Annotated in this window: 26 protein-coding genes and 1 other RNA gene; 15 read left to right on the top strand and 12 right to left on the bottom strand. The window is 61.2% G+C overall.

What is annotated here, in order from left to right; translation table 11 throughout:
• Positions 1–2 precede the first annotated feature (2 nt).
• Positions 3–542, bottom strand: coding sequence for a hypothetical protein (locus CFI11_RS12660; protein WP_130406470.1), 540 nt, complete (start codon positions 540–542; stop codon positions 3–5).
• A gap of 45 nt (positions 543–587) precedes the next feature.
• Between CFI11_RS12660 and CFI11_RS12665 the strand changes: the two genes are divergently transcribed.
• The 11 genes from CFI11_RS12665 to CFI11_RS12715 all read left to right on the top strand — a co-directional run bounded on the left by CFI11_RS12665 (position 588) and on the right by CFI11_RS12715 (position 7,539).
• Complete coding sequence (locus CFI11_RS12665; RefSeq protein WP_130406472.1) at positions 588–938, top strand: DUF4345 family protein; 351 nt, start codon at positions 588–590, stop codon at positions 936–938.
• A 131-nt stretch (positions 939–1,069) separates the two neighbouring features.
• Entirely contained in the window at positions 1,070–1,621 is a 552-nt protein-coding gene (locus CFI11_RS12670) for a hypothetical protein (protein ID WP_130406474.1), read from the top strand.
• A gap of 180 nt (positions 1,622–1,801) precedes the next feature.
• On the top strand, positions 1,802–2,155 hold the full coding sequence (locus CFI11_RS12675) for a DUF4345 family protein (protein ID WP_130406476.1): 354 nt from the start codon (positions 1,802–1,804) through the stop codon (positions 2,153–2,155).
• A gap of 120 nt (positions 2,156–2,275) precedes the next feature.
• Positions 2,276–2,622, top strand: a transfer-messenger RNA (tmRNA) gene (ssrA, locus tag CFI11_RS12680).
• 69 nt (positions 2,623–2,691) lie between these two features.
• Positions 2,692–3,123, top strand: a complete 432-nt coding sequence (locus CFI11_RS12685) for an ester cyclase (RefSeq protein ID WP_130406478.1) — start codon at positions 2,692–2,694, stop codon at positions 3,121–3,123.
• Positions 3,124–3,608: 485 nt separating this feature from the next.
• On the top strand, positions 3,609–4,862 hold the full coding sequence (gene chrA / locus CFI11_RS12690) for a chromate efflux transporter (RefSeq protein WP_254448914.1): 1,254 nt from the start codon (positions 3,609–3,611) through the stop codon (positions 4,860–4,862).
• 79 nt (positions 4,863–4,941) lie between these two features.
• On the top strand, positions 4,942–5,412 hold the full coding sequence (locus CFI11_RS12695) for an SspB family protein (protein WP_130406482.1): 471 nt from the start codon (positions 4,942–4,944) through the stop codon (positions 5,410–5,412).
• An 86-nt stretch (positions 5,413–5,498) separates the two neighbouring features.
• Positions 5,499–6,890, top strand: a complete 1,392-nt coding sequence (gene fumC, locus CFI11_RS12700; protein ID WP_130406484.1) for a class II fumarate hydratase — start codon at positions 5,499–5,501, stop codon at positions 6,888–6,890.
• Positions 6,887–7,066, top strand: a complete 180-nt coding sequence (locus tag CFI11_RS12705; RefSeq protein WP_130406486.1) for a DUF4169 family protein — start codon at positions 6,887–6,889, stop codon at positions 7,064–7,066. The genes fumC and CFI11_RS12705 overlap by 4 nt, the downstream gene beginning before the upstream one ends.
• Positions 7,063–7,281: a ribbon-helix-helix domain-containing protein gene (locus tag CFI11_RS12710; RefSeq protein ID WP_130406488.1), complete on the top strand. Its 219-nt coding sequence runs from the start codon at positions 7,063–7,065 to the stop codon at positions 7,279–7,281. The genes CFI11_RS12705 and CFI11_RS12710 overlap by 4 nt, the downstream gene beginning before the upstream one ends.
• Before the next feature lie 24 nt (positions 7,282–7,305).
• Entirely contained in the window at positions 7,306–7,539 is a 234-nt protein-coding gene (locus CFI11_RS12715) for an N-(5'-phosphoribosyl)anthranilate isomerase (RefSeq protein ID WP_130406490.1), read from the top strand.
• Between the two features lie 123 nt (positions 7,540–7,662).
• On the opposite strand, the gene CFI11_RS12720 is transcribed toward CFI11_RS12715, so the two are convergent.
• The 4 genes from CFI11_RS12720 to CFI11_RS12735 form a co-directional block, all read right to left on the bottom strand.
• Complete coding sequence (locus tag CFI11_RS12720) at positions 7,663–8,565, bottom strand: fructose bisphosphate aldolase (protein WP_130406492.1); 903 nt, start codon at positions 8,563–8,565, stop codon at positions 7,663–7,665.
• Positions 8,566–8,637: 72 nt separating this feature from the next.
• Positions 8,638–9,993, bottom strand: a complete 1,356-nt coding sequence (locus CFI11_RS12725; protein WP_130406494.1) for a cytochrome P450 — start codon at positions 9,991–9,993, stop codon at positions 8,638–8,640.
• Complete coding sequence (locus CFI11_RS12730) at positions 9,990–11,228, bottom strand: hypothetical protein (protein ID WP_130406496.1); 1,239 nt, start codon at positions 11,226–11,228, stop codon at positions 9,990–9,992. The genes CFI11_RS12725 and CFI11_RS12730 overlap by 4 nt, the downstream gene beginning before the upstream one ends.
• Before the next feature lie 54 nt (positions 11,229–11,282).
• Positions 11,283–12,035, bottom strand: a complete 753-nt coding sequence (locus tag CFI11_RS12735) for a cytochrome c biogenesis CcdA family protein (protein WP_130406498.1) — start codon at positions 12,033–12,035, stop codon at positions 11,283–11,285.
• A gap of 94 nt (positions 12,036–12,129) precedes the next feature.
• Here CFI11_RS12735 and CFI11_RS12740 point away from each other — a divergent pair, with 94 nt between their 5' ends.
• The gene (locus CFI11_RS12740; RefSeq protein WP_130406500.1) at positions 12,130–12,363 is read left to right on the top strand and encodes a sulfurtransferase TusA family protein; all 234 of its coding nucleotides are present in this window, start codon (positions 12,130–12,132) and stop codon (positions 12,361–12,363) included.
• A 33-nt stretch (positions 12,364–12,396) separates the two neighbouring features.
• Here the strand turns inward: CFI11_RS12740 and CFI11_RS12745 are convergent, their stop codons facing one another.
• Entirely contained in the window at positions 12,397–15,186 is a 2,790-nt protein-coding gene (locus CFI11_RS12745) for a ribonuclease E/G (RefSeq protein ID WP_130406502.1), read from the bottom strand.
• 475 nt (positions 15,187–15,661) lie between these two features.
• On the opposite strand from CFI11_RS12745, the gene CFI11_RS12750 reads away from it, so the two are divergent.
• A complete protein-coding gene (locus CFI11_RS12750) occupies positions 15,662–15,946 on the top strand; it encodes a hypothetical protein (protein WP_130406504.1) in 285 nt (94 codons plus the stop codon).
• Positions 15,947–15,954: 8 nt separating this feature from the next.
• Here CFI11_RS12750 and CFI11_RS12755 read toward each other — a convergent pair whose 3' ends face one another.
• From CFI11_RS12755 to purC, 6 genes are all read right to left on the bottom strand, one after another.
• Entirely contained in the window at positions 15,955–16,311 is a 357-nt protein-coding gene (locus CFI11_RS12755) for a VOC family protein (RefSeq protein WP_130406506.1), read from the bottom strand.
• Between the two features lie 4 nt (positions 16,312–16,315).
• Complete coding sequence (locus tag CFI11_RS12760; RefSeq protein WP_130406508.1) at positions 16,316–17,650, bottom strand: sigma-54 dependent transcriptional regulator; 1,335 nt, start codon at positions 17,648–17,650, stop codon at positions 16,316–16,318.
• 20 nt (positions 17,651–17,670) lie between these two features.
• Positions 17,671–19,443, bottom strand: a complete 1,773-nt coding sequence (locus CFI11_RS12765; protein WP_130406510.1) for an ATP-binding protein — start codon at positions 19,441–19,443, stop codon at positions 17,671–17,673.
• Between the two features lie 36 nt (positions 19,444–19,479).
• Positions 19,480–20,148 carry a phosphoribosylformylglycinamidine synthase subunit PurQ gene (gene purQ, locus CFI11_RS12770; RefSeq protein ID WP_130406512.1) on the bottom strand — a complete coding sequence of 223 codons (669 nt, stop codon included), beginning with the start codon at positions 20,146–20,148 and terminating at the stop codon, positions 19,480–19,482.
• Between the two features lie 12 nt (positions 20,149–20,160).
• Complete coding sequence (purS, locus tag CFI11_RS12775; RefSeq protein WP_130406514.1) at positions 20,161–20,394, bottom strand: phosphoribosylformylglycinamidine synthase subunit PurS; 234 nt, start codon at positions 20,392–20,394, stop codon at positions 20,161–20,163.
• Between the two features lie 84 nt (positions 20,395–20,478).
• Positions 20,479–21,240 (bottom strand): phosphoribosylaminoimidazolesuccinocarboxamide synthase, encoded by a 762-nt coding sequence (gene purC, locus CFI11_RS12780; RefSeq protein WP_130406516.1) that lies wholly within the window; start codon positions 21,238–21,240, stop codon positions 20,479–20,481.
• Positions 21,241–21,397: 157 nt separating this feature from the next.
• On the opposite strand from purC, the gene CFI11_RS12785 reads away from it, so the two are divergent.
• The gene (locus CFI11_RS12785) at positions 21,398–21,715 is read left to right on the top strand and encodes a DUF1476 domain-containing protein (protein WP_130406517.1); all 318 of its coding nucleotides are present in this window, start codon (positions 21,398–21,400) and stop codon (positions 21,713–21,715) included.
• A gap of 70 nt (positions 21,716–21,785) precedes the next feature.
• The gene (locus CFI11_RS12790) at positions 21,786–23,672 is read left to right on the top strand and encodes a phosphatidylglycerol lysyltransferase domain-containing protein (RefSeq protein WP_130406519.1); all 1,887 of its coding nucleotides are present in this window, start codon (positions 21,786–21,788) and stop codon (positions 23,670–23,672) included.
• Positions 23,673–23,720: the final 48 nt, after the last annotated feature.

The raw sequence follows: 23,720 nt of genomic DNA on the forward strand, positions 1-23,720 counted from the left end.
GCTCAGCTCTTGCGCGGCGCGCCAAAGGGCTTCTTCGGCGCCCTTTCGAAGGACGGCGCTTGATCGGGAAACAATTCCAGCGTCTGCGCGTCGCCGTTCGCCCTGTCGAACTTCACCATCCACGGCGCAGGCTCGGCCAAGGCACCGCTCGGCTCCCACCGGAAATAACCCAGCTCTCCCGCCGCCGGGATCGGATCGACCGCCACCGGGTTTTCCAGCACCAGCCCCCATGGCCCGCCGAACCACGGGCTGTCGCTGCGGTCGATAATGTCGACGACATCCACCACCCCGATAATGGCCCGGCGGATCAAAGCGTCAGGGCGGGGGCAGTCCGTGCCGTGTAGCTGCATGCGCCAGACAAGATAGCGGTATTCCTTTTCCTTCATGCCAATCGCCGCATGAATGGCGATGCGACCACGCTCCATCCCGCCGCTCTTGATGGCGCCCAGGGTCCGGTTCTCGATCACCTTGCCACCATGGATAATCGCCCAGGCCGACGGCTGGCGGACGGAGAGCGCAATCTCGGGTATGTCGATTGTCATGCCCCTCCCCTTGTCGCGGCTGATCCATGACATAGCATTGCGCGCATGATCGACATCCTCAATATCGCCGCCGCCCTACTGACCATCGCCTTTGGCCTCTTTGGCTTTCTCGCCCCGCGCTACACCGCATCCGCCCTCGACCTCACGCCCGGCGCGACGACGATGGGCCTTAGCGAAATGCGCGCCTCGGTGGGTGGCCTCTTTGTCATCGCGGGTGCTGCGGCGATCTGGCTGGCCGAACCGCTGGCCTATGCCATGATCGGCTTCGCCTTCGCAGGTGCCGCCCTGGGCCGCGCGCTCTCCCTCGCCTTCGACGCACCACCCTTGCGCAAGGTGGTGATCTTCGGCGGGATCGAGGCCGCGTTGGCCGCGTGGTTCCTTTTCGCAAATCTGTGACAGAACAGGCCGCGACAAGCGTCCAGCGTCAGCAGAAACGCGAGCATGGGACGGCCGCAGCCAGGAAGGCATTGTAGATTGGCTGCCTGGTGCCGACTATGCGCCACGTCACATTCGGAAAGTCGGCTTCTATGATCAGATCAATGCTTGTCCTCACGATGCTCACCATTGGCACCACCGCCCATGCATTTGACGCCGAAGAGATGATCGCTCATTGCGACGCCCCTGTCGCGCAGGCAATCGAAGAGGCCGCGCGTCATGATGCGCAATCCACAGAGTGGAACAATCTTCAAAGCGCCATTCAGCAACATCGCCGTCGATGCGGCATGCCCATGGCCATTGCCTGCCACCTCTCGGACAGGCCGGATGAATGCTATGCCCAAGTGACCGAGGCTATCGACGCCCGTTCCGAAGCCGAACGCCTCAAGCTGCAGACATATGCTGACGAGGGTGGCGCCCTCATCGGCGCGCTTGCGGATCAGATCACGTTGACAACAGAGATGCGGGCAGAAGACCGCGAGGCATATTGCAGCCAGCAAAGCTCGGATGCGAGCGCCTTTGTCGGGGTTCTGGGCGGGGACACGGACGCGTCATGCCGGCTTGACGTGGCGGTGGGTCAATGGGCCATGCTGGCCTTCAGCGGCGCGGCACCAGCGGCGCTTTCGCTTCTTCCCCCGCAGTAACCCGCGCGGCGGAGGGCGGCGGACACTACCGCAGCAAACCGCGATCTCTTTGACCGATAAAGTCTTCTCAAGGGCGAGGCAGCCCGGCCCGGCATAGCAACTGCCGGTGATATCCCTTTTCTAACGCAACCAAATCCGGAGCGGCCACGTTGTGCTCCAGCACATCAACCGGAGCTCTAGATGGACATCGTCACCCTGATCAATTTCGCGCTCGCCGGGCTAAGCATCGTCTTCGGGCTGCTGGGTTGGCTCGCACCGCGTTACACGATGGAAACCGTCGATCTGGCCGATACGGGCTCCACCATGGGCAAGTCGGAGGTGCGCGCAGTGTCCGGAGCGCTGTTCGTTATGGCCGGGATCGGGGCGCTGATCCTCGGCTCAGCCGACGCCTATGCAATGATCGGGTTCATCTGGGCCGGGGGCGCGGTGGGGCGGCTGACCTCGTTGATCCTCGACGGAAAGACCCGGCTGAAATGGATTTTCTTTGGCTGCGAAGTGGCCGTCGCCGTGATCGCATTGGGTCTGAACCTCTGACATGACCCAATCGGCTCTTTGTTAACAGCCCATTCTGTCGACTTCTTACTCGTCACCACCTGCCCAACCTGATTATCGATCTCAACGGCATGTCTTTACGCGCCGCGCGCGGTGCAGCGAAGGATTGCAACGGCGGCCTGCCCCGCTTATATCTGCCATGTCCTTCGGGACTATGGACATAAACGCGCTCGTAATAAGCGGATCGGACCCGGGGGCGGTACCCGGCGGCTCCACCAGTATCCTTCATTTGGGGATCATGGGGCCGAAATAGGATCGACGAACGTCTAAAGGGGTTAGCTTTGTCTCGGCGGTCTGCCACCGTTACCGGCGAAAACAGTACAATTGCAAATGACAATCGTGCTCCGGTTGCCGTTGCTGCGTAAGCAGTAACAAGACCGAAACTTAAGCCCTTGCGCCTAGCCGCGTAAGGCGGGGTTCGCAGGCACCTGGCAACAGAAGCCTGCATTCTCCCCCCAATTCAGGATTTATTCAGACCTCTTCCCGATAAGAAAAGCAGATCGGAATAGGAGACGGAAATGTCCAAGATCGCGCTGCTACAAGCGTGGTATGATGATGTTTGGTGCGCGGGAAACATCGATGCGATTGATCGCTATATGAACGCCGAAACCGTGGCCACCGGCATCATGTCAGAGATGCAAATGGGCCGCGACGAGTTCCGGGACCTGGTCAGCGCGATGCGGACGCTTGTCGAAGAGGTGAACGTTTCGCTGCCGCAATGGATTGAAAGCGGCGATTGGCTGGCCGCAATCATTTCAGTCACCGCCGTGCGCGTGGATACCCAAGCCCCCATTGTCTGCACGGGGCAGGTGATGGTGCGTTTCGAAGACGACAAGATGGTAGAGACCTATAACCAGTTCGATTATCTGTCCTTGTTCGAACAGCTTGGCCAGTTTCCCCCCGAAACACTGGCCATCTGCATGACAGGCCAGCGCCTTTCCTGGACCTGAAGGTGCTCAGCTTCTGACCTCGTTGTCGGCACATAAAGAACCTGATTGAGCAGAACCGCAGCGCCTGTGAAAGCTTGCATTTTCAGGGTGTTGCAAGGGTCTTTGACAGAACTTGAGAGACGCTCGTGACCCCGAAAGACCGATCCATGAATGCGAATGCATAGCCCATTGATTTTTCAAGCGCCCATGGCATAACGCCACCACGGGGTTGACCGCGAACGCCCCGAAAGGCTGTCGCCCAAGTTTCGCATCCTTTTGTTTTAACCTGAAAGGATGCCAATGAATCTACAAAGCTGCCTTCCCGACGATTTGCCACCCGACATGTCGGAAAGACCCGATTGCTCAAACGCTACGCGGAAAACGGGCCCGGTCTTGCACTCTATCGCCAGCAAGCACGCGTTCTTCTCATGCCCGGTTTCTGGCCGGTTGCTTTGCGAACGGCTCTTTGCCCCGGTCTCCCCGCTCTTGGCAGAGGCGGATATCTTGTGAACACGCCGACGCGATCAGACCTCTTCTACGTTTTCGGCCGTATCGGCCTGCTCTCCTTCGGTGGCCCCGCCGCGCAAATCGCCCTGATGCACCGGGAATTGGTCGAGGAACGCCCCTGGCTTGACGAAAAAACCTTCCTGCGCGCGCTGTCGCTTTGTATGCTTCTGCCCGGGCCCGAGGCAATGCAGCTTGCAACCTATGCAGGCTGGCGGCTTCATGGGGTTTGGGGCGGACTGATTGCGGGGCTGCTCTTCGTGCTGCCCGGCGCAATCGTGATCGCGGCCCTGGTGGCGCTCTATGCCGCGTTCGGCGATGTGCCCCTGATCCAAGCGGCCTTTGTCGGGATCAAGGCTGCCGTGATCGTCATTGTTCTTCAGGCACTTTACAGAGTTGCACACAAAGCCCTGACAGGTGCCACCGCCATCGCGATGGCCGGTTTGGCCTTTTTGGCCATCTTCATCTTTGATCTCCCCTTCCCGCTGATCATTCTGACAGCGGCCGTCTGGGGCTACCTCACCGCCAAAGGCACGCGTGATCCCAAAAGCCGCCCGTCGACGTCGACACCCATGCCATGGCGCACCGCCTTGTTTTGCGCCGCGGCCTGGCTGGTTCCTCTGGGGATTCTCAGCGTAGCCGGCCCGCCGCTTCTGGCCCAAATCGGGTGGTTTTTTGCAAAACTGGCCGTGGTCACATTCGGGGGCGCATATGCCGTCCTTGCCTATATGACACAAACGGTTGCGTTTGATTTCAACTGGATCAGCACCGAGCAGATGATCGACGCGCTTGGCCTGGCCGAAACCACGCCCGGTCCGCTGATCCTTGTGACACAGTTCGTCGCCATGCTGACGGGATATCTGCAAAACGGCCCGGCCATGGCGATCGCAGCGGGCCTTGTGGCACTATGGGCGACATTCGTGCCCTGCTTTTTGTGGATTTTCGTGGCTGGCCCTTATCTCGATCTGATCGCCGACCGGCCGCGTCTGTCATCCGCTCTTGCGGGGATCACCGCGGCAGTGGTTGGTGTGATCCTGAACCTTTCGGTTTGGTTCGCACTACATGTTCTTTTCGCCGAGGTCGTGCAGTGGTCTGTCGGTCCGATCCGGTTGCCCGTTCCGGTCTGGTCCAGCCTGCAATTCGGAGCGGGTCTCCTGGTGGCCCTGGCCGCTGCCCTGATGCTGGGCGCGCGTCTTGGGCTGGCTCAATCCTTGGGCATCTTGGCGCTTGCGGGGATAGGGCTGAGCCTGATCTGAGACACAAAACCACAGCGCAACACTTTCGTTTCGCTTCGAATCCCCTATGCTGACCGCAAGATAGTTTTGGGGAAGGCCAATGGCCCGCGATATCGACTACGGCAATCTGATGCATCAGGCCATGAGAGGTCTGATCAGAACGGTGCTGAGCGATGTGTCGAAAAACGGCTTGCCGGGCGCGCACCATTTTTTCATTACCTTCGACACCTCACACCCGGATGTTGAGCTGGCCGACTGGCTGTCTGACCGCTACCCGGGTGAGATGACGGTGGTGATGCAGCATTGGTATGACAACCTTGATGTCGGGGAAGAAGGGTTTGCCGTCACCCTGAATTTCGGTGACTCGCCCGAGCCTCTTTATATTCCCTACGACGCGATAAAGACGTTTGTCGATCCGTCGGTCGAATTCGGACTGCGTTTTGAAACGGCCGAGGACGAGGAAGATGGAGACGACCCCAAGCCGCCTCAGCCCTCTCCGCCTGAGCCGGAGAGGGCTGAGGCGCAAAAGACCGATGCCGAGGTCGTCTCTCTCGACAGTTTCCGCAAGTAGCGCGGCCCCTGCGCGCACCTGCGCAGTTGTACCCGCGCGTCGGCGGCGCTAAACGGCATGCAACTGCATACAGACGGAGCTGACCCATGGCCGACACCCGCACCGAAACCGACAGCTTTGGCCCGCTCGACGTGCCCGCCGACAAGTATTGGGGCGCGCAGACGCAACGCTCGATCCTGAATTTCCCCATCGGGTGGGAAAGGCAGCCGGTGGCAATTGTCCGCGCTTTGGGCGTAATCAAGAAGGCCTGTGCGATGCAGAACAAGGCCCAAGGTACGCTTGATGCCAAGCTGGCGGACGCCATCATCGAAGCAGCGGGCGAAGTGGTAGACGGGAAGCTCGACGACAACTTTCCACTGGTGGTCTGGCAAACGGGATCGGGCACGCAATCCAACATGAACGCCAATGAGGTGATCGCCAACCGCGCGATCGAAATCCTGGGCGGGGTGATGGGCTCCAAGGATCCGGTCCATCCCAACGATCATTGCAATATGGGCCAGTCTTCCAACGACACCTTCCCGACAGCGATGCATATCGCCACGGCGATGACCGCGCATCACGTTCTGATCCCAGGGCTGGAAAAGCTGCACGCGGCACTGGACGAAAAGGTGCAGGCCTTCGACGGTATCATCAAGATCGGCCGGACCCATACGCAAGATGCAACCCCGCTGACACTGAGCCAGGAGTTTTCCGGCTACAGCCATCAGGTCGCGATGGGCATTCAACGCGTGAAAGACGCGTTGGGCCGCATCTACGAGCTGGCACAGGGCGGCACGGCGGTGGGGACCGGGCTCAACACGCGACAAGGCTGGGCGGAGGCGGTTGCCGGGCATATGGCCGAGATCTCAGGCCTGCCCTTCGTCACCGCACCCAACAAGTTCGAAGCCCTCGCCGCCCATGACGCGATGGTCGAGATCTCAGGCGCCCTGAAGACCGTCGCGGCCTCTCTTTTCAAGATCGCCAACGACATCCGCCTCCTGGGCTCAGGCCCCCGTTGCGGACTGGGCGAACTGGTCCTGCCCGAAAACGAGCCGGGCTCGTCCATCATGCCGGGCAAGGTGAACCCGACCCAGTGCGAAGCGCTCACCCAGGTCTGCGCCCATGTCATGGGCAATGACGCGGCGGTCGGCTTTGCAGGCAGCCAAGGGCATTTCGAACTCAATGTCTACAAACCCATGATGGCCTATAATGTGCTGCAGAGCATGCAGCTTCTGGGCGATGCCTCCGTCGCCTTCACCGACAACCTGATCGCGGGGCTGCAAGCAGATGAAGGCCGCATCGACAAGCTGATGCGTGAGAGCCTGATGCTGGTGACGGCCCTGGCGCCTGAAATCGGTTATGACAATGCGACAACGGTGGCCAAGACGGCACACAAGAACGGCACGACGCTGAAAGAAGAAGCGGTCAAGCTGGGCTTTGTCGATGAAGACACATTCGAACGCGTGGTGCGCCCCGAGAACATGATCGGCCCGAAATGAACGGCAAGCCGGTCAATCTGAACCGGTATCGAAAGACAAAGGCGCGGGCCGAAGCAAAGGCCCGCGCGGACGAAAACGCCGTGCGCTTCGGCCGCAGCAAGGCGGAAAAAGAGGCCGAACGGAAGAGGACTGAGAAAGCACGCCGCGATCTCGACGGGCACCGGTCCGAGGAATGAGTGCCCGGCCGGCGAAACGTTCACTGACCCTGAAAGGGCACCGCACCAGCGTGTCGCTGGAGGACGCCTTCTGGGACGCGTTTCAGGAAATTGCCAAAGCACAGGGCAAGCCGATAAATCAATTGGCCGCTGAGATTGATGCGTCAAGAGGCCTTGAGGCCGGATTGGCCTCGGCCATCCGGGTATATGTGCTCAACTGGTTCAGACACCGTTAACCTCGATCTGGCAGGGTTGCGGGCATGGATGAGTTTGCAACATCTCCATTGAGCCCGGAAAACTATCTCCGCGACATCTTCAGCGCCCGGGCGGCGCGCGAAGGCGGCGTGATCCGGCGCAAGCGGCGGGACATCTACAGATTTGTCGGTCGCGCGCGGTTCGAGGATGAGTTGCGGCGACGCGGATTTCACGCGGTCGAAAACGGCGGACAGATTGTCATCTTCTGCAATGATGCGCCGATCAGGTTGATCCTGTAGTCGCGTTTTTCGTCACGAAAAACGCCCTGGAATTCGTCACGAATTCCAGGGCGCTATTAGAAACGCCAGCCTGCAATGCGCACGTTTTCCGCCACGGAAAACGTGGATCTTGCCAGTGTCGGATCAGATCGAAGCGCTGTGGATCTTGTTAATGTTGCTCCCCAAGGCCGCATTGAATTCAGCATCCGACATCGATTTATCAAGCCCCTCCGTCAGAGCGCGCGAGAAGCTCGCGATCATTTTGCCGTTCTGCGCCAAGCGGGCGCAGGCATCGTCCGTTTTGTATCCACCCGACAGCGCCACCACGCGCAAAACCTTGGGATGGTCGGCCAGCGCATCGTAAAGATTTGCTTCGGTTGGGATCGTCAGCTTCAGCATCACCACGTCGCCATCAGGCAGCGCGTCGAGATGTCTGAGGATCTCCTCTTTCAGGAGCGCTTCTGCCTCGGCCTTGGTTTCGGCATGGATGTTGACCTCCGGCTCGATGATCGGAACGAGGCCCGCCGCCACGATTGCCTTGCCGATCTCGAATTGCTGCGCCACCACGTTCGCAATGCCGCCTGCATTCGCCTCGTGAATGACCGAACGCATTTTGGTTCCGAAAACCCCGTGCGTCCGCGCCTCTGCCAATGTCTCGTCCAGACCGGGGATTTCCTTCATCACCTGCACGCCGTCGGCCTGATCCTCAAGTCCCTTGTCGACCTTGAGAAACGGCACGACCCCTTTCCGGCTCCAGAGAAACTCGGCCACCGGCACGCCATCTATGCTCTCACGCATCGTGCGTTCGAACAGGATGGCACCGATCACCTTCGACTGATCGAAATCGTCGGCGAGGATGATGCGCGCGCGCATCGCCTGCATTTCAGCAAACATTTCTTCGTCGTTCGAATAGGCATCCTCGGTCACGCCGTAAAGCGCCAGGGCCTTGGGCGTGGAGCCGCCGCTTTGGTCCAGGGCCGCAATAAAGCCCGCTCCGCTTGCGATCTGATCGTGCTGCGCCTGTGTGGCGGACATATCCTCTGCCATGACAAATCTCTCTTATGTGTAAGCTGACCGCTCTCTAGACCAATTGACCTGCGCTGGGTAGTGCGCAGTTTGTCAGCCGGCCCGGCGCGCGATCCGCAGCCAGATCCCGTCCCGCGATCTGACCGTTAAATGAGCAACGGGCTCGGGGACACGCCATTCGACCCGTTCGAACCGAAAATGTTTCAGCAACATCGACAGGATCAGCACCCCTTCGACCATCGCAAAGCCCGCGCCGGTGCAGACCCGCGCGCCGGCAGAGAACGGCATATAAGCCGTCCGCTGGCAGGTCTTGCCGTTCTCCGTGGCCCAGCGGCCCGGATCGAACCCGTCGGGATTGTCCCAAAGCCGTTCGTGCCGATGCAGATGCCAGGGGCTCAGCACCATCTGGGAGGCCACCGGGATCGACCTGTCACGGAAACGCTCAGGGCAAGTCGTTTGGCGGACCATCATAGGCACCGGAGGGTAAAGCCGCAGGGCTTCGCGAAAGACATCGCGGCTCAGCTTCAGACGCGACATCACCGCGAAATCGGGATGCTCCAGGGCCTGCGCCTCCTCTGCCACCCGCTCCTGCCAGTCGGGATAAAGCGCCATGAGGTAGAGCGTCCAGGCCAGCGCCGAGGCGCTGGTCTCGTGCCCTGCGAGAAAGAAGATCGCGACCTGATCCACCATCTCCTCGGTGTCGAAGCGTTCACCTGTCTCAGGGTCCTCGGTGGTCATGATCTTCGAGGCAAGATCGTCCGGTGCGCGCCCCGCCTCGATCTCGGCCATCCTTGCCTTGGTGAGTTCTGTGATCAGCGCGCGGATCTGCGCCGCGGTCTTTTTCGTCTCGCGGCGGAAAAAGCGGGGAAACCAGCGGGGCACCGGCAGGAAGGCCGCGAGGTTGAGGATCGGTTGGGTCCGCTGATAGGCGCGGAACTGATCAAAGACCTGGCTCGCGATCTCATGCTCGATCGGGATCGAGAAAAGCGTGCGAAAGATCACATCCGCCGCAGCATGGCTGGTCTGCGCTTCGATCTCTACCGCGTCACCTGCATGGACATCGAGCCGGCGCACCGCAGCCTCCGCCGCATCCCAAATGGCAGGAAAGATCTCTTTCAGGCGTCCCCCTTCGAAGGCGGGATCAATGATGCGTCGCTGCCGCTCCCATTCCGGACCGTTGGTCAGGAACACCGAGTTGCCCAGAAGCGGGCGCAGCCCCTCGCCCACCCGGTCCGATTTTGGGAAATCGCCCGGACGGTCCTTGAGGATCGTCTGCACGAGGTCCGGCTGGTTGACGAGATAAGAGCGAAAAAACGGCGTGCGGAACTCAGCCATCCAGGCGCGGTAAAGCCGCGCGGGCTGCGCCGATAGGATGTCCTGACGAAAGAGCTTGGCATACCGCCAGAGCGACACACGATCGGGACGTGACGGCGGCTTGGGCGGGATCATGCAGCCTGGACCGAGGTATACTTGCTCACCGGCACATCGATGCGCGACCGCGAGGCCGGGCGCCCGTCATAGCGCGCGGCCAGTGTGCGAGGGCCCGCGGTTATCTGGAAATAATCGTAATCCCTTGGTCGGTCGAAGGCACAAAGATACTGAAAGTGAAGTCGGAAAAACCGCCAGCGCAGCTCTTTCCAGCGTGCGGGCGACAAAGTCTGCGTGAACGCGGCAGAGAAGACGAGCGGCCATTTCTTGTCGGCAGGTGCCACGCCGGACACGGTGACGGGATCGCAGAGCGCGAAAGCACAGCCGTCTCCGGGAGCGGTTACGTCGATCCAGGCCAGCTCATCCCGGGCAGAGAGATATTGCAGATCGGCCCGCAACCGATGTGCGTCGGGCAGGAATGACACCATCGGAACCACCTGGCCCAGCGACAGAAAGCCCAAGGCCGGACCATCGGGCGGCACCCGGCCTGCCCGGATCAAATCGGCCAGAACCGATACCCCCAGATGCGCGCCAGAGGAATGGCCGACAACCAGCACCTCATCCACATCTTCGGTCAGAGCAGTGGCAATGAGATCGGTGAAGTCGGAAATGCGCGCTTCCAGCTCCGGCGGGTTGGCACCGCGCCGGCGCGCGGAATAGGCGTAGTCATGCATCAGGTAGTAGGCAAAGAGCCTGTTATCCTTGGCCTTGAACCACCGAAGGAGCGCGACGGCCGCCACGATAGCGACACACCAGCTCAGGACCCCCGACAAAAGATCGGGCAAAAACCCGGTCGCCCATCCAAGAAGCCGCACCAAAACCAGCGCCGCAAGGAGTGCCAGCAGGGCCTGTCCCAGAAGCATGCCCACGGGATAGAGTGCGGCGATGACCGGACCCTTGCGCAACCGCATCAACCGGCTGAGTGCGCCGCTCGCGATGTAGGTCCAGGCGGTGCGGGCCAGCTGCGCGTATGTCGCGGGAATAGAGCTGTCCATGCTGTCGCGCACGATGTCCGACCAGACAAGCACCTCGACATCCGTTTCAACCTGCTGTCCGTCCATGCGGGCCGAAACGTGCCAGCCATAAGGACCCTTGGTCGTTTTGGGTTTCAGGGCGATATCGTAGCCAGAGATCCCGGCCTGCGCCGCCCCTTCGGACCGGTAGAGTTCGCGGTAGCGGCGAGGATGAATAGGATCGTAGCCGGGAATGTAGAACACCCGCCGTCGCAGAACCGGTCTGTTGAGATCTTGCGCCATCATCGCCTCACCATTCCGGTGAAGATACAAGGCTTTTGCGGCGAGAGTAAGGCGTCAGCCGATCAGCGCAAGTGCTGGAAACATCTCCAGCAGCCACCATGAAAAGGCGGTGAAGGCGCCGGTCAGGAGGGCCACGCCGACAAGCACCAGAAGGCCACCCATAACCCGTTCGATGGTTTTCATGTGCGGTTTGAGACGGTTCATCACGCCCATGGCACGGGTCAGGAACATCGCGGCCAGAAGGAAGGGGATGCCAAGGCCCGCCGCATAGATCCCCAAAAGGACAGTGCCGCGCGTCACGGAAGCCTCCGAGGCGGCAAGCGACAGGATCGCACCCAATTGAGGGCCGATACAGGGGGTCCAGCCAAAGGCGAAAGCAAGGCCAAGCACATAGGCACCGAAGGAGGACCCCCCCTTGTCCCCTGCTTCGAAGCGCGCCTCCTGATCAAGGATCGGGATCCGGAAAATGCCCAGGAAATGGAGGCCGAAGACGATGACGACCACACCCGCGATCTGAGCCAGAAGCTCTTGGTTTTGCAGAAAGAACGTACCAAAGGCCGAGGCGGTGAAGCCTAGAAACAGAAAGACGGTCGAGAGGCCCAGAACGAAGAACAGGGCCGAGATTGTGGCCTTGCGCCGCGCGCCGCTTTCATCCTGGATCTCGTTTACCGAGACGCCGCTCATATAAGCCAGATAAGGCGGCACGATGGGCAGCACGCAGGGTGACAGGAAGCTGATGATCCCGGCGGTCAGTGCCACGAACATGGCAGGCAGAAGGGCTGCGTCGATGATGTCAATTCCGAACATGTTCACGGGGATATGGGATTGACCCGCCCGCGTCACCACCCGGGACGGTCACAACCTTGTGGACAGGGTGAAATATGCGGCTTATGCGACAGATATGACCCAAATGACAGACATGCTCGACACGACGGGGCTGCTGTGCCCTCTGCCCGTTCTCAAGGCACGCAAGCGCTTGAAATCCATGGAAAACGGCGCGCTTCTCGAGGTGCGTGCGGACGATCCTGCCGCCTTGGTGGACATTCCGCATTTTTGTGCTGAGGCGGGGCACGTCTTGGTGGAGCAGCGAGACGATGGGCCGCACCAGACCTATATGATCCGTAAGGGCGGATAAGAAAAGCGGGGCACAATGGCCCCGCTTTGCCGTTTATTTACCCAGCGACCACCAGCCACGCCGCTTTGGCTTGGGGGGCTCCTGCGGCTCAGGCTCCGCCGGGGTTTCGGCGACCGGCTCCAGCGCCGGCTCGGGCGCGGCAGCCGCCGGTTCGGGCGCAACTTCGGGTGCCGGCTGCGGGTCCGCAGACATCGGCTCTGCTTCTGCCTCTGCCGTCGGCTCCGGCGCCGGGTCAGCCTTGGACGCGGGCGCTTCTTCTGTGGGCTCTTCAGGCGCGGCCTCGGCGGGCGGCTCGGCCTCCGCCTTCGGTTTTTTCGCACGAGAGGCCCTTTTGCGCTTGGGCTTTTCTTCGGGCTGGGGCGCGTCGACCGCTTCCGTTTCACTCGCCTCGGCAGAAGCTTCGGCGGGCGCTTCGGGGGTGGTGGTCTCCACCTCGGCCTCGGGCGCTTTCTTGCGGGTCCTGCGCCGCGTGCGCTTGGGCTTTTCTTCGGCTGCCTCTAGGTCTGCCGCCTCGGCCTCCGCTTCGGCGGGCTTTTGCGGGGCCTCTTCGCTCTCTGCGGCGGCGTCGGCGTTTTCGGATTGCGGCTCTGTCGTTTCAGAGGGGGTGTCTATACCCTCATCGCTTGCCCGGTCCTCACCATTGCCGGATTTCCGGCGGCGGCGCCGACGGCGGCGGCGTTTGGGCTTTTGATCGCCGTCTTCGCCTGTTGGAGCGGGTGCCTCCTCGGACGCTGTCTCGTCCTCGTCGGCATCGATCTGATCCATGATCGAGGTATCGACCGACACAACGGGCGCGCTGGCCGCGACGATCCTTGTGGCCGTCTTGAACTTCTCCAGCGCGAAATCGGGGCTGACCAGATGCGGATCCCCTTCGATCCGAACCGCCAGGCCGTAGCGCGCTTCGATCTGGGCGATATGCTCGCGCTTCTGGTTCATCAGGAAGTTCCCGATATTGACCGGGCAGCGCACCAGCACTTCGCGGGAGCGGCGGCGGGTGCCTTCCTCTTCGATCTGGCGCAGGATCGACAGGGCCATGTTGTCATCGGACCGGATCAGACCGGTGCCGTGACAGGCCGGGCAGGCCTGGGTGGTGGCCTCGATCATGCCAGGGCGCAGGCGCTGGCGGCTCATCTCCATCAGGCCGAAGCCGGAGATGCGGCCCACCTGGATGCGCGCGCGGTCGGTCTTGAGCCGTTCTTTCATGCGCTTTTCGACGGCGGAATTGTTCTTGCGCTCATCCATGTCGATGAAGTCGATCACGATGAGACCCGCAAGGTCGCGCAGACGCAGCTGGCGCGCCACCTCGTCGGCGGCCTCGAGGTTTGTCTTGAGCGCGGTCTCCTCGATCGAGCCTTCCTTGGTCGCGCGACCGGAGTTCACGTCGATCGCCACCAGCGCCTCGGTCACGCCGATCACGATATAGCCGCCGGATTTCAGCTGCACGGTCGGGTTGAACATCCCGCCGAGATACGTTTCCACCTGGTAGCGCGCAAAGAGAGGCAGCGCATCTTCGTAGCGTTTCACGTTCTTGGCATGGGACGGCATGATCATCTTCATGAAGTCCTTGGCGATGCGATACCCGCGCTCGCCTTCCACGAAGACCTCGTCGATCTCGCGATTGTAAAGATCGCGGATCGAGCGTTTGATCAGGTCGCCTTCCTCGTAGATCTTGGCCGGTGCGATGGATTTCAGCGTCAGCTCGCGGATCTGTTCCCAGAGCCTCTGAAGGTATTCGTAGTCGCGCTTGATCTCCGCCTTGGTGCGTTTGGCTCCGGCGGTCCGTACGATCAGGCCCGCCCCCTGGGGGACGTCGATCTCGTTGGCGATATCCTTCAGCTTCTTGCGGTCGGTGGCGTTTGTGATCTTGCGGGAGATACCGCCGCCGCGGGCGGTGTTCGGCATCAGAACGCAGTAGCGGCCAGCAAGGCTGAGATAGGTCGTGAGTGCCGCACCCTTGTTGCCACGCTCTTCCTTGACGACCTGCACAAGCAGGATCTGACGAACCTTGATGACTTCCTGGATCTTGTACCGGCGCGGGCGCGGCTTGCGCGGTGGGCGGATATCCTCGCTGTCATCTTCGTCGGCAACGGATTCGATGCTGTCGTCTTTCGACGTCGCGTCGGCGCGCCGACCTTTTGGTGCGTCCGCCTCCATTGCGGCCGCGTCATCTTCGGATGTGCTATCCTCCGCTTCCGCCTCATCAGCGTCCGCATCGCCTGCCTCGACCGAGGAGCCCTCCTCTGCCTCGCCCGTATCTTCGGTGTCTTTCGGGCTGTCGCCGTCCTGGGGTTCCTCGACCGGGGTTTCCTTGACGATCTCCATCGGCGAGGTGCCTTCGGGGACGTCAAGCGGATCGGATGCCTCGTCCTCCAGATCAATGGTTTCCATTCCATTGATCTCGGTCTCGACCTCCTTGGTTTCGACAGGGTCGTCGGATTTGACCTCCTCTGCCTTTGCCTTCGCGCGCGAGCGAGACCGGCGTGGCTTTTGGGTCTTTGCCTCTTCTTCCTCGTCCCGTGCCTTCATCGCTTCGGCATAGGCGCGTTCTTCCTCCATCAGCGCCTCTCGGTCGGCGACGGGGATCTGGTAGTAATCCGGATGAATCTCGCTGAAGGCCAGGAACCCATGGCGGTTTCCGCCATAGTCGACAAAGGCCGCCTGCAGCGACGGTTCGACCCGTGTTACCTTTGCGAGATAGATATTGCCGGCAAGCTGCCGTTTGTTTTCGGATTCAAAATCGAACTCCTCGACCTTGTTTCCGTCCACCACCACGACGCGGGTCTCTTCCGCGTGGGTGGCATCGATAAGCATTTTCTTTGCCATATGTCCTTGTTGCACGCCCTCCGCCGCGTGGACCCTGGCGGGCGCGCGCGGTGAGGGATGTGTCTTGTCTGGGCGATAGCTGACGTGCGGCAGGCCTGGGCTCTTTCGCCCCCTGCACGGATGCTCAATGCTCTCTCGCGCGTCATCGCGGTTCTTCTCCGACAGGTGGGGAGTGGCCCCGATCCTGCCCATTCTCTCCCTGGCGCCGTCGTGGGTGCCAGAGCAAACTCATGACCCGCGTCGCGGATCTTCTCTCTGCCTGCGGAAACGTGCGGGCCCGTCCCGGCCATCGCGGCGCCGCCGCAGCGAAACACTCAACGGGTCTTCGCTGACGCCAAGCGGCGGCAACGCCCGTTCGACCAACATAAGGGGAGCGTGACGTAAAAGACAATGGGCAAAGTCATCCAACGGCCGTTCCGCATCTTGACAGCGCGACGGAAGCCCGAAAATTTGTCGAAAAGATCTGGGGTAACGTATGCGCAACGCAACAATGATGCTCGTGGCACTTGGTTTTGGTTTGTCGGCCTGCGACGAGATCGCGGTGATGGATGATCCTGACGCGTTGCTGGACCTGCGCGGCAACAAAAGCTGCGTGCGCGCGGTGAATGCAACGGCAGGCGTCTCCAATGCGCGGCCCAACACCACCCTGCCGGTGGTCGAGGTGAACCAATACATCATCGACGTGCCCGGATCAGGCAGCTATTTCTGCTATACCGATGACAATGGGAGCGCGCGGCAATTGGTCAAAATGGGGGCATAGACCCCGGCTTACCCGGCATGCTCCAATATGTTGATGCAGCGGCCAAACGGGTCCTGCACGTAAAACCGCCTCACGCCCCATGGCTCATCAACCGGTCCATAGGTCGGGGTAAATCCCGCAGCCACAAGCTTGTCTCGCACGCCATCTAAATCATCGACCTCGATCGAAAGGTCGGGCACCTGCGTGCCGGATCCGCCATGCTGGGCAAAGGAAAGCTGAATGGGCTGCTCAGCCGCAGGCTGCGATACGGTCAGGATCCAGCCAAGATCCATCCCGATCTCAAGCCCCAGGCAATCGGTGTAGAAGGATGCAGCGACCGACGGATCGGGCGCCGCAATATTCGCCACGATCCGCCGGACCGCCATGCGGCTACAGGTAGTCCGCGCGTTGCAATCCGTATTTGGCCATCTTTTCGTTCAACGTCCGGCGTGGCAGGCACAGCTCTTCCATGACCGACGCGATAGAGCCCTTGTGACGCCGCATCGTATTGTCGATCAGCATCCGCTCGAACGCTTCGACATATTCCTTCAGCGGCTTGCCTTCGGTCGTCATCACCGGCTGCATCTCTTCGTGATCCGACATCAGAAGAGACGCGATGGTGCCAGAGCCGCGCCGTGACTGCAGCACGGCCCGCTCCGCGATGTTGATCAGCTGGCGGACATTGCCCGGCCAGGGCGCTTGCAGAAGCTGTGCGGCTTCCTGGGCCGTCACCTGCGGCGCATCGCAGCCATATTCTTCCGAAAACTGCTCGCTCAGGCGGGTGAAGAGTGTCAGGATATCCTCGCCGCGCTGGCGCAGCGGTGGCACGGTGATGCGCAAGGCCGCCAGACGGTAGAAGAGATCAGGGCGCAACGCATCCTCGCAGGTGCGATCCTGCTCCTGCATGTTGCTGATGGCGATTATGCGCGTCTCGGCAGGTGTGCCCTGCTCGTTGATCGCGCTCAGCAGGCGCGCCTGAAGGCTTTCACTCAGCGCTTCGACATCTTCCAGAACCAGCGTTCCGCCGCGCGCCTCCTCAATGGCAGGAAGCTGCGCATCGTCCGGGTTCATCGGCCCGAACAGGCGTTTCGACAGCACCTCCTCGTCCAGCGCGGCACAGCTGACCAGCACGAACTTCTTGCCGGCCCGGCTGCCCACTGCGTGCAAAGCGTGCGCCACCAGGGTCTTGCCCGTGCCCGTCTCGCCATCGATCAGGACGTGACCATCGGCCTGGCCCAGATCCAGGATATCCTCGCGCAGCCGCTCCATGACCGGGGACGAGCCGATCAGCTTCTTCATCAGCTGGTTTCCATCGCTCAACTCGCGCCGCAGGACGCGGTTGTCCATGGTCAGGCGCCGTGCGCCGGTGGCTCGCTTGGCAAGCTCCGACATGCGATCCGGGTTGAACGGTTTTTCCAGGAAGTCGAACGCACCGACGCGCATCGCCTCGACCGCCATGGGCACATCGCCGTGGCCGGTGATCATGATGACGGGCAGCGCGCTGTCGTTGCCCATGATCTTCTTGAGGAACTGCATGCCATCCATGCCCGGCATCTTGATGTCTGAAATGACGATGCCCGGATATTCCGGCCCCAGCACCTTCAGCGCATCCTCGGCGCTGGCAAATGTTTCGGTGTCATATCCCGACAGCGCCAGCCATTGGCTGATGGACTGACGCATGTCCTGTTCGTCATCGACAATTGCAATCTTCATGGCTTGGGCCATAACGAATTCCTATCCTTAACTCACTCGGCGGCTTCGATCTCTTCGTCCAATATGGGGAGTTGCATTTCAAACACCGCACCCCCCTGTTGGCCATTTCGCGCAGTAAGCCGCCCACCAAGGTCGTTCACGATACCAGAGGATATGGCAAGACCGAGGCCCACGCCATCGCCGGGCTGTTTGGTCGTGTAGAACGGCTCGAACAGCGCGCCGATATCATCGATGCCATGGCCGTTGTCCCGCACCGTGAGGGTTGCGGTTTCCCCCGCCGCCAGAATGATCTCGACCTCCGGATCGCTCACTGACTTGGTCGCATCCAGGGCGTTGCGGATCAGGTTGATCATCACCTGCTCAATGCGCATCCGGTCCCCCATCACAAAGACCGGCTGATCCGGTAAGATACGCGTGATCTGCACGTGGCGCTGGCGCAGCTGAGGTTCCATCATCGACAGGCTGGAGGCCAGCGCATCCCCCATATTTACAGGGGAAAAGGCGTCCCCACCTTTTCGTGCGTACGATTTGAGTTGACGGGTGATGGCGCCCATCCGCTCGATCAGATCGTCGATGCGGCCAAAGGACGAAAGCGCCTCGTCCGGGCGGTTGCGGTTCAGCAAAAGCCGGGCGCCGGCCAGATAGGTCTTCATCGCCGCCAATGGCTGGTTGAGCTCGTGACTGACCGCCGCCGACATCTCTCCCAAGGCGGCCAGTTTGCTGGACTGCGCCAGCGATTGTTCAGCCACTTCAAGGTTCTGTTGCACCCTTTCGCGTTCGGCGATTTCCCGCTGTAGCCTCTGGTTCAATGCGCGAAGCTCTGCCGACTCCCGCTGGAAGAGCGCCATGCGCAACGCCGTCTTCCGGCTGAGCGCATAGAACGCCAGTGCAAGCAGAATGGCGAATCCCATGATTTCCAGGGCCAGAATGCCGTTCACCCGTTCCCGGATCGACGCATAGGTCGTGTAAGAGGTGATCTTCCAGCCGCGAAACGGCACGCGGGCATCCAGCCGCATCACCGCCTCGCCCTGGATATAGGCATCCGCCGGTAGCGCCGTCCAATCGGCTGTGGCCCGGATCGCCCGGGTGATCGCGCTTTGCGGTGTCTGAAGGGCCAGGGCCTCGTCCTCGTTCAGCCCGCGCCAGCGCGGCTCCGTCGACAGGATGATCCGGCCCTGGCTGTCCATCACCGCAACCGCATCCGAAATCCCGGCCCAGGCGCGTTCGAACTTCTGCAGGTCCACCTCCACCACGATCGCGCCCAGCACGTTCGCTCCGCTTTCAAGCCTGCGCGAATAGGTGAAACGATAGCCCCCCGCCTCACGCGGAATGACCGAAAAGACGGTGGCGTTCGACCGGACGGCCTCGATGAAGTAGGGCTCGGACCGGTGCAGAGAGCCCAGCACGTTCCGGTCCGTTGCGGCGACCGTGCGCCCGTCGATGTTCAGCATCATCAGCGAGGCCGCGCCAATCTCCTCGACAAACGAAATCAGACGCTGGGTGGATTGGCTGTAATCGTTGGAATTCAGGGCACCGATGAGGGTGGGATCCCGCGCCAGAAGCTGCGGTACGATGGCGTTGCTGCGCAGCTCGCTCACCAGATTGCCGCTGTAAAGCGCCAGCCGAAGCTCTGCCCGGTTCTTGGTGCTTTCGGTAAATCGGTTGGTGAGCCACCAGTTCGTCACCGACACGGTCACGATGGCCGCAACCAGCAAGAAGATCAGCGCAAACCTGATCCGCCATCCGGTGGTGGCGATGCGTACACGCTCAAGCGGGCTTGTCTCAGGAGTTTCTGTTCGCGCCATGACAGCACGCTACGCGGCCCCGGGCTTGCACTCAAGTCACGCTGCGGTCAGGACGCCCGTCAATGCGCGAAAAAGGGCCGCACCATCGGTGCCGCCATGCCCTTCATCCGCCGCCCGTTCCGGATGCGGCATCATTCCCAGAACCCGCCGGTTTTCCGACACGATCCCAGCGATGTCGCGGGCCGAGCCATTGGGAGTGTCGGTATAGCGAAAAACAACCCGGTCGTCCACGTCCAGCGCATCAAGCGTGGCGTCGTCGGCAAAGTAATTGCCGTCGTGATGGGCAATGGGGATGTCGATCACATCACCTGCATTATAGCCTTCGCTGAAAACGCTTTGCGAGGTCTCGACCCGCAGGCCCACCGTCTTGCAGATGTATTTCAGGCCCGCATTCCGCAGCAGGGCACCAGGCAAAAGGCCCGTTTCGGTGAGAACCTGAAAGCCGTTGCAGATCCCCATGACATAGCCGCCGCGCGCCGCATGGTCCGCCATCGCGCCGCAGATCGGCGATTGCGCGGCAATGGCCCCGCAGCGCAGATAATCGCCATAGGAAAATCCGCCCGGCACGCCCACGATGTCCACGCCTTCGGGCAGGACTGTGTCCTTGTGCCAGACCATGCTGACCTTTGCGCCTGCCGCCTCGAAGGCGACGGCCAGATCGCGATCGCAATTGGAGCCGGGAAAGACCAGAACCGCTGCATGCATGGAAAGATCTCCTTATCCGGTCAGTTCGATCTGGTAGCTTTCGATCACGGTGTTGGCGAGGAGCTTTTCGCACATCTCCCGCACTGCCTCTTCCGACGTACCCTCTGCCAGATCGAGGTCGATGACCTTGCCCTGGCGCACGCCCTCGACCCCGTCAAATCCCATGGCCCCCAGCGCGTGGCGGACCGCCTCGCCCTGCGGGTCCAGCACTCCGGCCTTTAACATCACATGAACGCGCGCTTTCATCATCGTCTCCCCGACCGGCCTTGATGCGGTCCTGTCTTCTTCTCGATCCAAATACGGAAAATCCCGTGCTCTCCCGTGCTTGGATCAGTTGATCAATGTGGGCTTGGTCATCATCGTGGCCCCTTTGGGCATCACCCCAAGCCGCCTTGCCACCTCTGTATAGGCATCCGTGAGGCTGCCCAGATCGCGGCGAAACACATCCTTGTCGAGCTTCTGGCCCGTTTCGATATCCCACAGCCGACAACTGTCGGGGCTGATCTCGTCGGCCACGACAAGACGCTGGAAATCGCCGTCGTAAACCCGCCCGATCTCAATCTTGAAGTCGACCAGCCGGATGCCGACGCCGAACATCACGCCCGACAGGAAATCGTTCACCCTCAGCGCAAGGCTCAGGATATCGTCCATATCCTGCTGGCTGGCCCAGCCGAATGCCGCGATATGCTCTTCGGTGACCAGCGGATCGCCCAGCCCGTCATCCTTATAGCAATACTCGATGATCGGGCGGGGCAATTGTGTCCCCTCCTCGATGCCCAACCGTTTCGACATCGTTCCCGCCGCATAGTTGCGCACGATCACTTCCAGCGGAATGATCTCGCAGGACCGGACCAATTGTTCGCGCATGTTCAGGCGGCGCAGAAAATGGGTGGGCACGCCGACATTGTTCAGGCCCGTCATGAAGAATTCGGACAGACGGTTGTTCAGAACGCCCTTGCCTTCGATGACGTCTTTCTTTTCGGCGTTAAAGGCTGTGGCGTCGTCCTTGAAATACTGAACGATGGTGCCGGGTTCCGGCCCTTCGTAAAGGATCTTAGCCTTGCCTTCATAGATTTTCTTGCGCCGCGCCATCAGGTGCCTTTCGGGATCAGGAAGCGAAAAGCCGCCTCTGCCATGGCCGCCCTCTTAGTGCAAGCACCGCGCTGCCGCAAGCACGCGGCTTTCTCTTGAAGGGGCGACCATTGCAGGACATATCTTTGTTGTACCAATTCGCCAATGGAAGAGGCCGATGACCACATTCGATGACCGCGAAAACGCCTTCGAGGCCAAATTCGCCCATGACGCTGACATGCAATTCAAAGCCGAGGCCCGGCGCAACAAACTTCTGGGCCTCTGGGCCGCGGAATTGCTTGGAAAGTCCGGGGATGAAGCTGCCGAATATGCCCGCGAGGTCGTGAAATCCGATTTTGAGGAAGCCGGCGATGAGGATGTCTATCGCAAGGTCTCGGGCGATCTCGATCACCGGGCGGACGAGGCGACGATCCGCGCGAAAATGGTCGAACTCATGGCCGAGGCAAAGGCCCAGATCATGAGTGAAGTCAGCTGACATCGTCCGGATTTTAAGGGAGATGTAAGAGCTCGCCGCTAGCGTGCCGGAACTTCGTGAAAGGACCGGCATGCTTCTAAAAACCGCCCCGCGTCTATCGCAGCGACACCGCCTGTTGGCGGCCTTGCGTCATGGCATCCCCCTGTCGCTGGCCGCGCTTTGCCTTTGGGTGGTGACCCAGCGCCTCCAACACATCGACACGGACATTCTGCGCGCGGGTTTACAGGACATCTCGCCGACAAGATGGGTCCTGGCGGCCCCGCTCAGCGCTGTCAGTTTTTGGGCGCTTGGCCGTTATGATGCCGTGGCGCACCGGCACCTGGGCACGCCTGTGCCGGCGGGTGCGGCCCGCCCCTCCGGCATTGTTGCCATCGCGCTCTCTCAAAGCTTGGGCTTCGGGCTGCTCACCGGCGCGTTCGCCCGGTGGCGCATGCTGCCGGGGCTGTCCCTGAGAGCCGCATTTGCAGTCACCGCCTTTGTCGCCGTCAGCTTCCTTCTTGCCTGGGCACTTGTCACCGCAACGGTGATTGGGATCACGACCTTGCAGCTTGGCTGGCTCGCATGCCTTGCCATCGCAACCTTCTTCGGCGCTTGCGTGACAATATTTTTTCACCCACGACTTCAGGTCTTTGGACGATGCATCCGTCTGCCGACCCTGCCCGCCCTCTCGGCCATCTTGCTTTGGACGGCGGTCGACACTCTGGCAGCGGCCGGGGCCTTTTTCCTGTTAATGCCCGGCCTTCCCATCGGGGAGTTTTCGGCCGTTCTTCGCGCTTATCTTATGGCCCTTGGCGCCTCGCTTCTATCTGGCGCGCCAGGCGGCGTAGGCCCGTTTGAGCTTAGTCTTCTGACCGCATTGCCCCAAATCGACGAGACCAGCCTGATGTGCAGCATTCTTGGTTTTCGGTTGATTTATTATGCCCTGCCTGCGGCGTTTGCAGGCCTCGCCCTCTTGCGCCCGCTTCGGTTCGCGCCGCGCCGGCATCTGCCCACCAGCCATCCCGGTTTGCGCAAACGAGCCCCGCGCGCCGAGGTGGGGGTGATCCTGCAGACATCGGGCCGCATCCTCTCCTATGACGAGGGCGCGGCAGCGGTCTTGAAGACACCTCAGACAGAAACCCTCCTGAGCGACCCGGTCATCGGACAAACGCGGGCCGCGCTGATGCCCCTTCAAGCGGCCGCTCGGGCACGCAACGCGGTTGCCGCACTTTACAAATGCAGCGCACATCACGCGGTGGAGGCCCGCGATGCCGGATGGTCCGTGATACACATCTCTGATGAGGGGATCCTTTACCCCGCCCGTTTCGATGAAACCGGCCCGGAATGCCGACAATTGCGCCGTAAGCTCCGCCAGGCCGCCCGCGCGGGCATTCGGTGTAGCGAAGCGCCAGATCCCAAACCCTGGCGCGCGATGTCTGAGGTCGATCAGGCCTGGCTGATGGCGCGAGGGCCGGCGCTTGGGACCACAATGGGCCGCTTCGATGCCGCCTATCTATCGGCTCAACGGGTCTTTCTGGCTTGGCATGAAAACAATCTGGTGGCCTTTGCAAGCTTTCATCAAAGCGATGGCGAATGGTGCCTCGACCTGATGCGGGCCAGTCCCCAAACGCCCGAGGGGACCATGCATGCGCTGATCCGGGCGGCCATTTCGGTCGCAAAAGAAGAGAACGTCCCGCGTCTGTCACTCGCATCCGTCACAACGCCCCGCATCGGAAAGCTGCCTCTTTGCGCCTGGCTCGGCTTGCGACAGTCACCGGGCTTGCGCCGGTTCAAGCAATCCTTCGCCCCGTCTTGGCGCCCGCTCTATCTGGCGGCGCCGAACCTTGCCGCCCTGCTGCTTGCCGCTGCCGATCTGGCACGAATGGTGCATCGACCCACGTCAAGCATGGCCCGGCCTTTTACGGGTATTCATAATGAAGATGAGTTTTATGAATTTGCGTCAACTCACCCCCCATGACAGAGCATGCGAGCATATCCAATCCTGCCTGCGCCGCGAAGGAGATCC

The organism is Thalassococcus sp. S3 (assembly GCF_004216475.1).
Classification (GTDB): Bacteria; Pseudomonadota; Alphaproteobacteria; order Rhodobacterales; family Rhodobacteraceae.

Coding starts and splice junctions, on each gene's coding strand:
- fumC (WP_130406484.1), top strand. CDS start 5,499: ATGGCCGACACCCGCACCGAAACCGACAGCTTTGGCCCGCTCGACGTG.
- CFI11_RS12715 (WP_130406490.1), top strand. CDS start 7,306: ATGGATGAGTTTGCAACATCTCCATTGAGCCCGGAAAACTATCTCCGC.
- CFI11_RS12790 (WP_130406519.1), top strand. CDS start 21,786: ATGCTTCTAAAAACCGCCCCGCGTCTATCGCAGCGACACCGCCTGTTG.
- CFI11_RS12685 (WP_130406478.1), top strand. CDS start 2,692: ATGTCCAAGATCGCGCTGCTACAAGCGTGGTATGATGATGTTTGGTGC.
- CFI11_RS12725 (WP_130406494.1), bottom strand. CDS start 9,993: ATGATCCCGCCCAAGCCGCCGTCACGTCCCGATCGTGTGTCGCTCTGG.
- CFI11_RS12765 (WP_130406510.1), bottom strand. CDS start 19,443: ATGGCGCGAACAGAAACTCCTGAGACAAGCCCGCTTGAGCGTGTACGC.
- CFI11_RS12740 (WP_130406500.1), top strand. CDS start 12,130: ATGACCCAAATGACAGACATGCTCGACACGACGGGGCTGCTGTGCCCT.
- CFI11_RS12755 (WP_130406506.1), bottom strand. CDS start 16,311: ATGGCGGTCCGGCGGATCGTGGCGAATATTGCGGCGCCCGATCCGTCG.
- purQ (WP_130406512.1), bottom strand. CDS start 20,148: ATGCATGCAGCGGTTCTGGTCTTTCCCGGCTCCAATTGCGATCGCGAT.
- CFI11_RS12665 (WP_130406472.1), top strand. CDS start 588: ATGATCGACATCCTCAATATCGCCGCCGCCCTACTGACCATCGCCTTT.
- CFI11_RS12720 (WP_130406492.1), bottom strand. CDS start 8,565: ATGGCAGAGGATATGTCCGCCACACAGGCGCAGCACGATCAGATCGCA.
- CFI11_RS12710 (WP_130406488.1), top strand. CDS start 7,063: ATGAGTGCCCGGCCGGCGAAACGTTCACTGACCCTGAAAGGGCACCGC.
- CFI11_RS12785 (WP_130406517.1), top strand. CDS start 21,398: ATGACCACATTCGATGACCGCGAAAACGCCTTCGAGGCCAAATTCGCC.
- CFI11_RS12675 (WP_130406476.1), top strand. CDS start 1,802: ATGGACATCGTCACCCTGATCAATTTCGCGCTCGCCGGGCTAAGCATC.
- purS (WP_130406514.1), bottom strand. CDS start 20,394: ATGAAAGCGCGCGTTCATGTGATGTTAAAGGCCGGAGTGCTGGACCCG.
- CFI11_RS12670 (WP_130406474.1), top strand. CDS start 1,070: ATGATCAGATCAATGCTTGTCCTCACGATGCTCACCATTGGCACCACC.
- CFI11_RS12705 (WP_130406486.1), top strand. CDS start 6,887: ATGAACGGCAAGCCGGTCAATCTGAACCGGTATCGAAAGACAAAGGCG.
- CFI11_RS12760 (WP_130406508.1), bottom strand. CDS start 17,650: ATGGCCCAAGCCATGAAGATTGCAATTGTCGATGACGAACAGGACATG.
- CFI11_RS12750 (WP_130406504.1), top strand. CDS start 15,662: ATGCGCAACGCAACAATGATGCTCGTGGCACTTGGTTTTGGTTTGTCG.
- CFI11_RS12735 (WP_130406498.1), bottom strand. CDS start 12,035: ATGTTCGGAATTGACATCATCGACGCAGCCCTTCTGCCTGCCATGTTC.
- CFI11_RS12745 (WP_130406502.1), bottom strand. CDS start 15,186: ATGGCAAAGAAAATGCTTATCGATGCCACCCACGCGGAAGAGACCCGC.
- CFI11_RS12695 (WP_130406482.1), top strand. CDS start 4,942: ATGGCCCGCGATATCGACTACGGCAATCTGATGCATCAGGCCATGAGA.
- CFI11_RS12730 (WP_130406496.1), bottom strand. CDS start 11,228: ATGGCGCAAGATCTCAACAGACCGGTTCTGCGACGGCGGGTGTTCTAC.
- purC (WP_130406516.1), bottom strand. CDS start 21,240: ATGGCGCGGCGCAAGAAAATCTATGAAGGCAAGGCTAAGATCCTTTAC.
- CFI11_RS12660 (WP_130406470.1), bottom strand. CDS start 542: ATGACAATCGACATACCCGAGATTGCGCTCTCCGTCCGCCAGCCGTCG.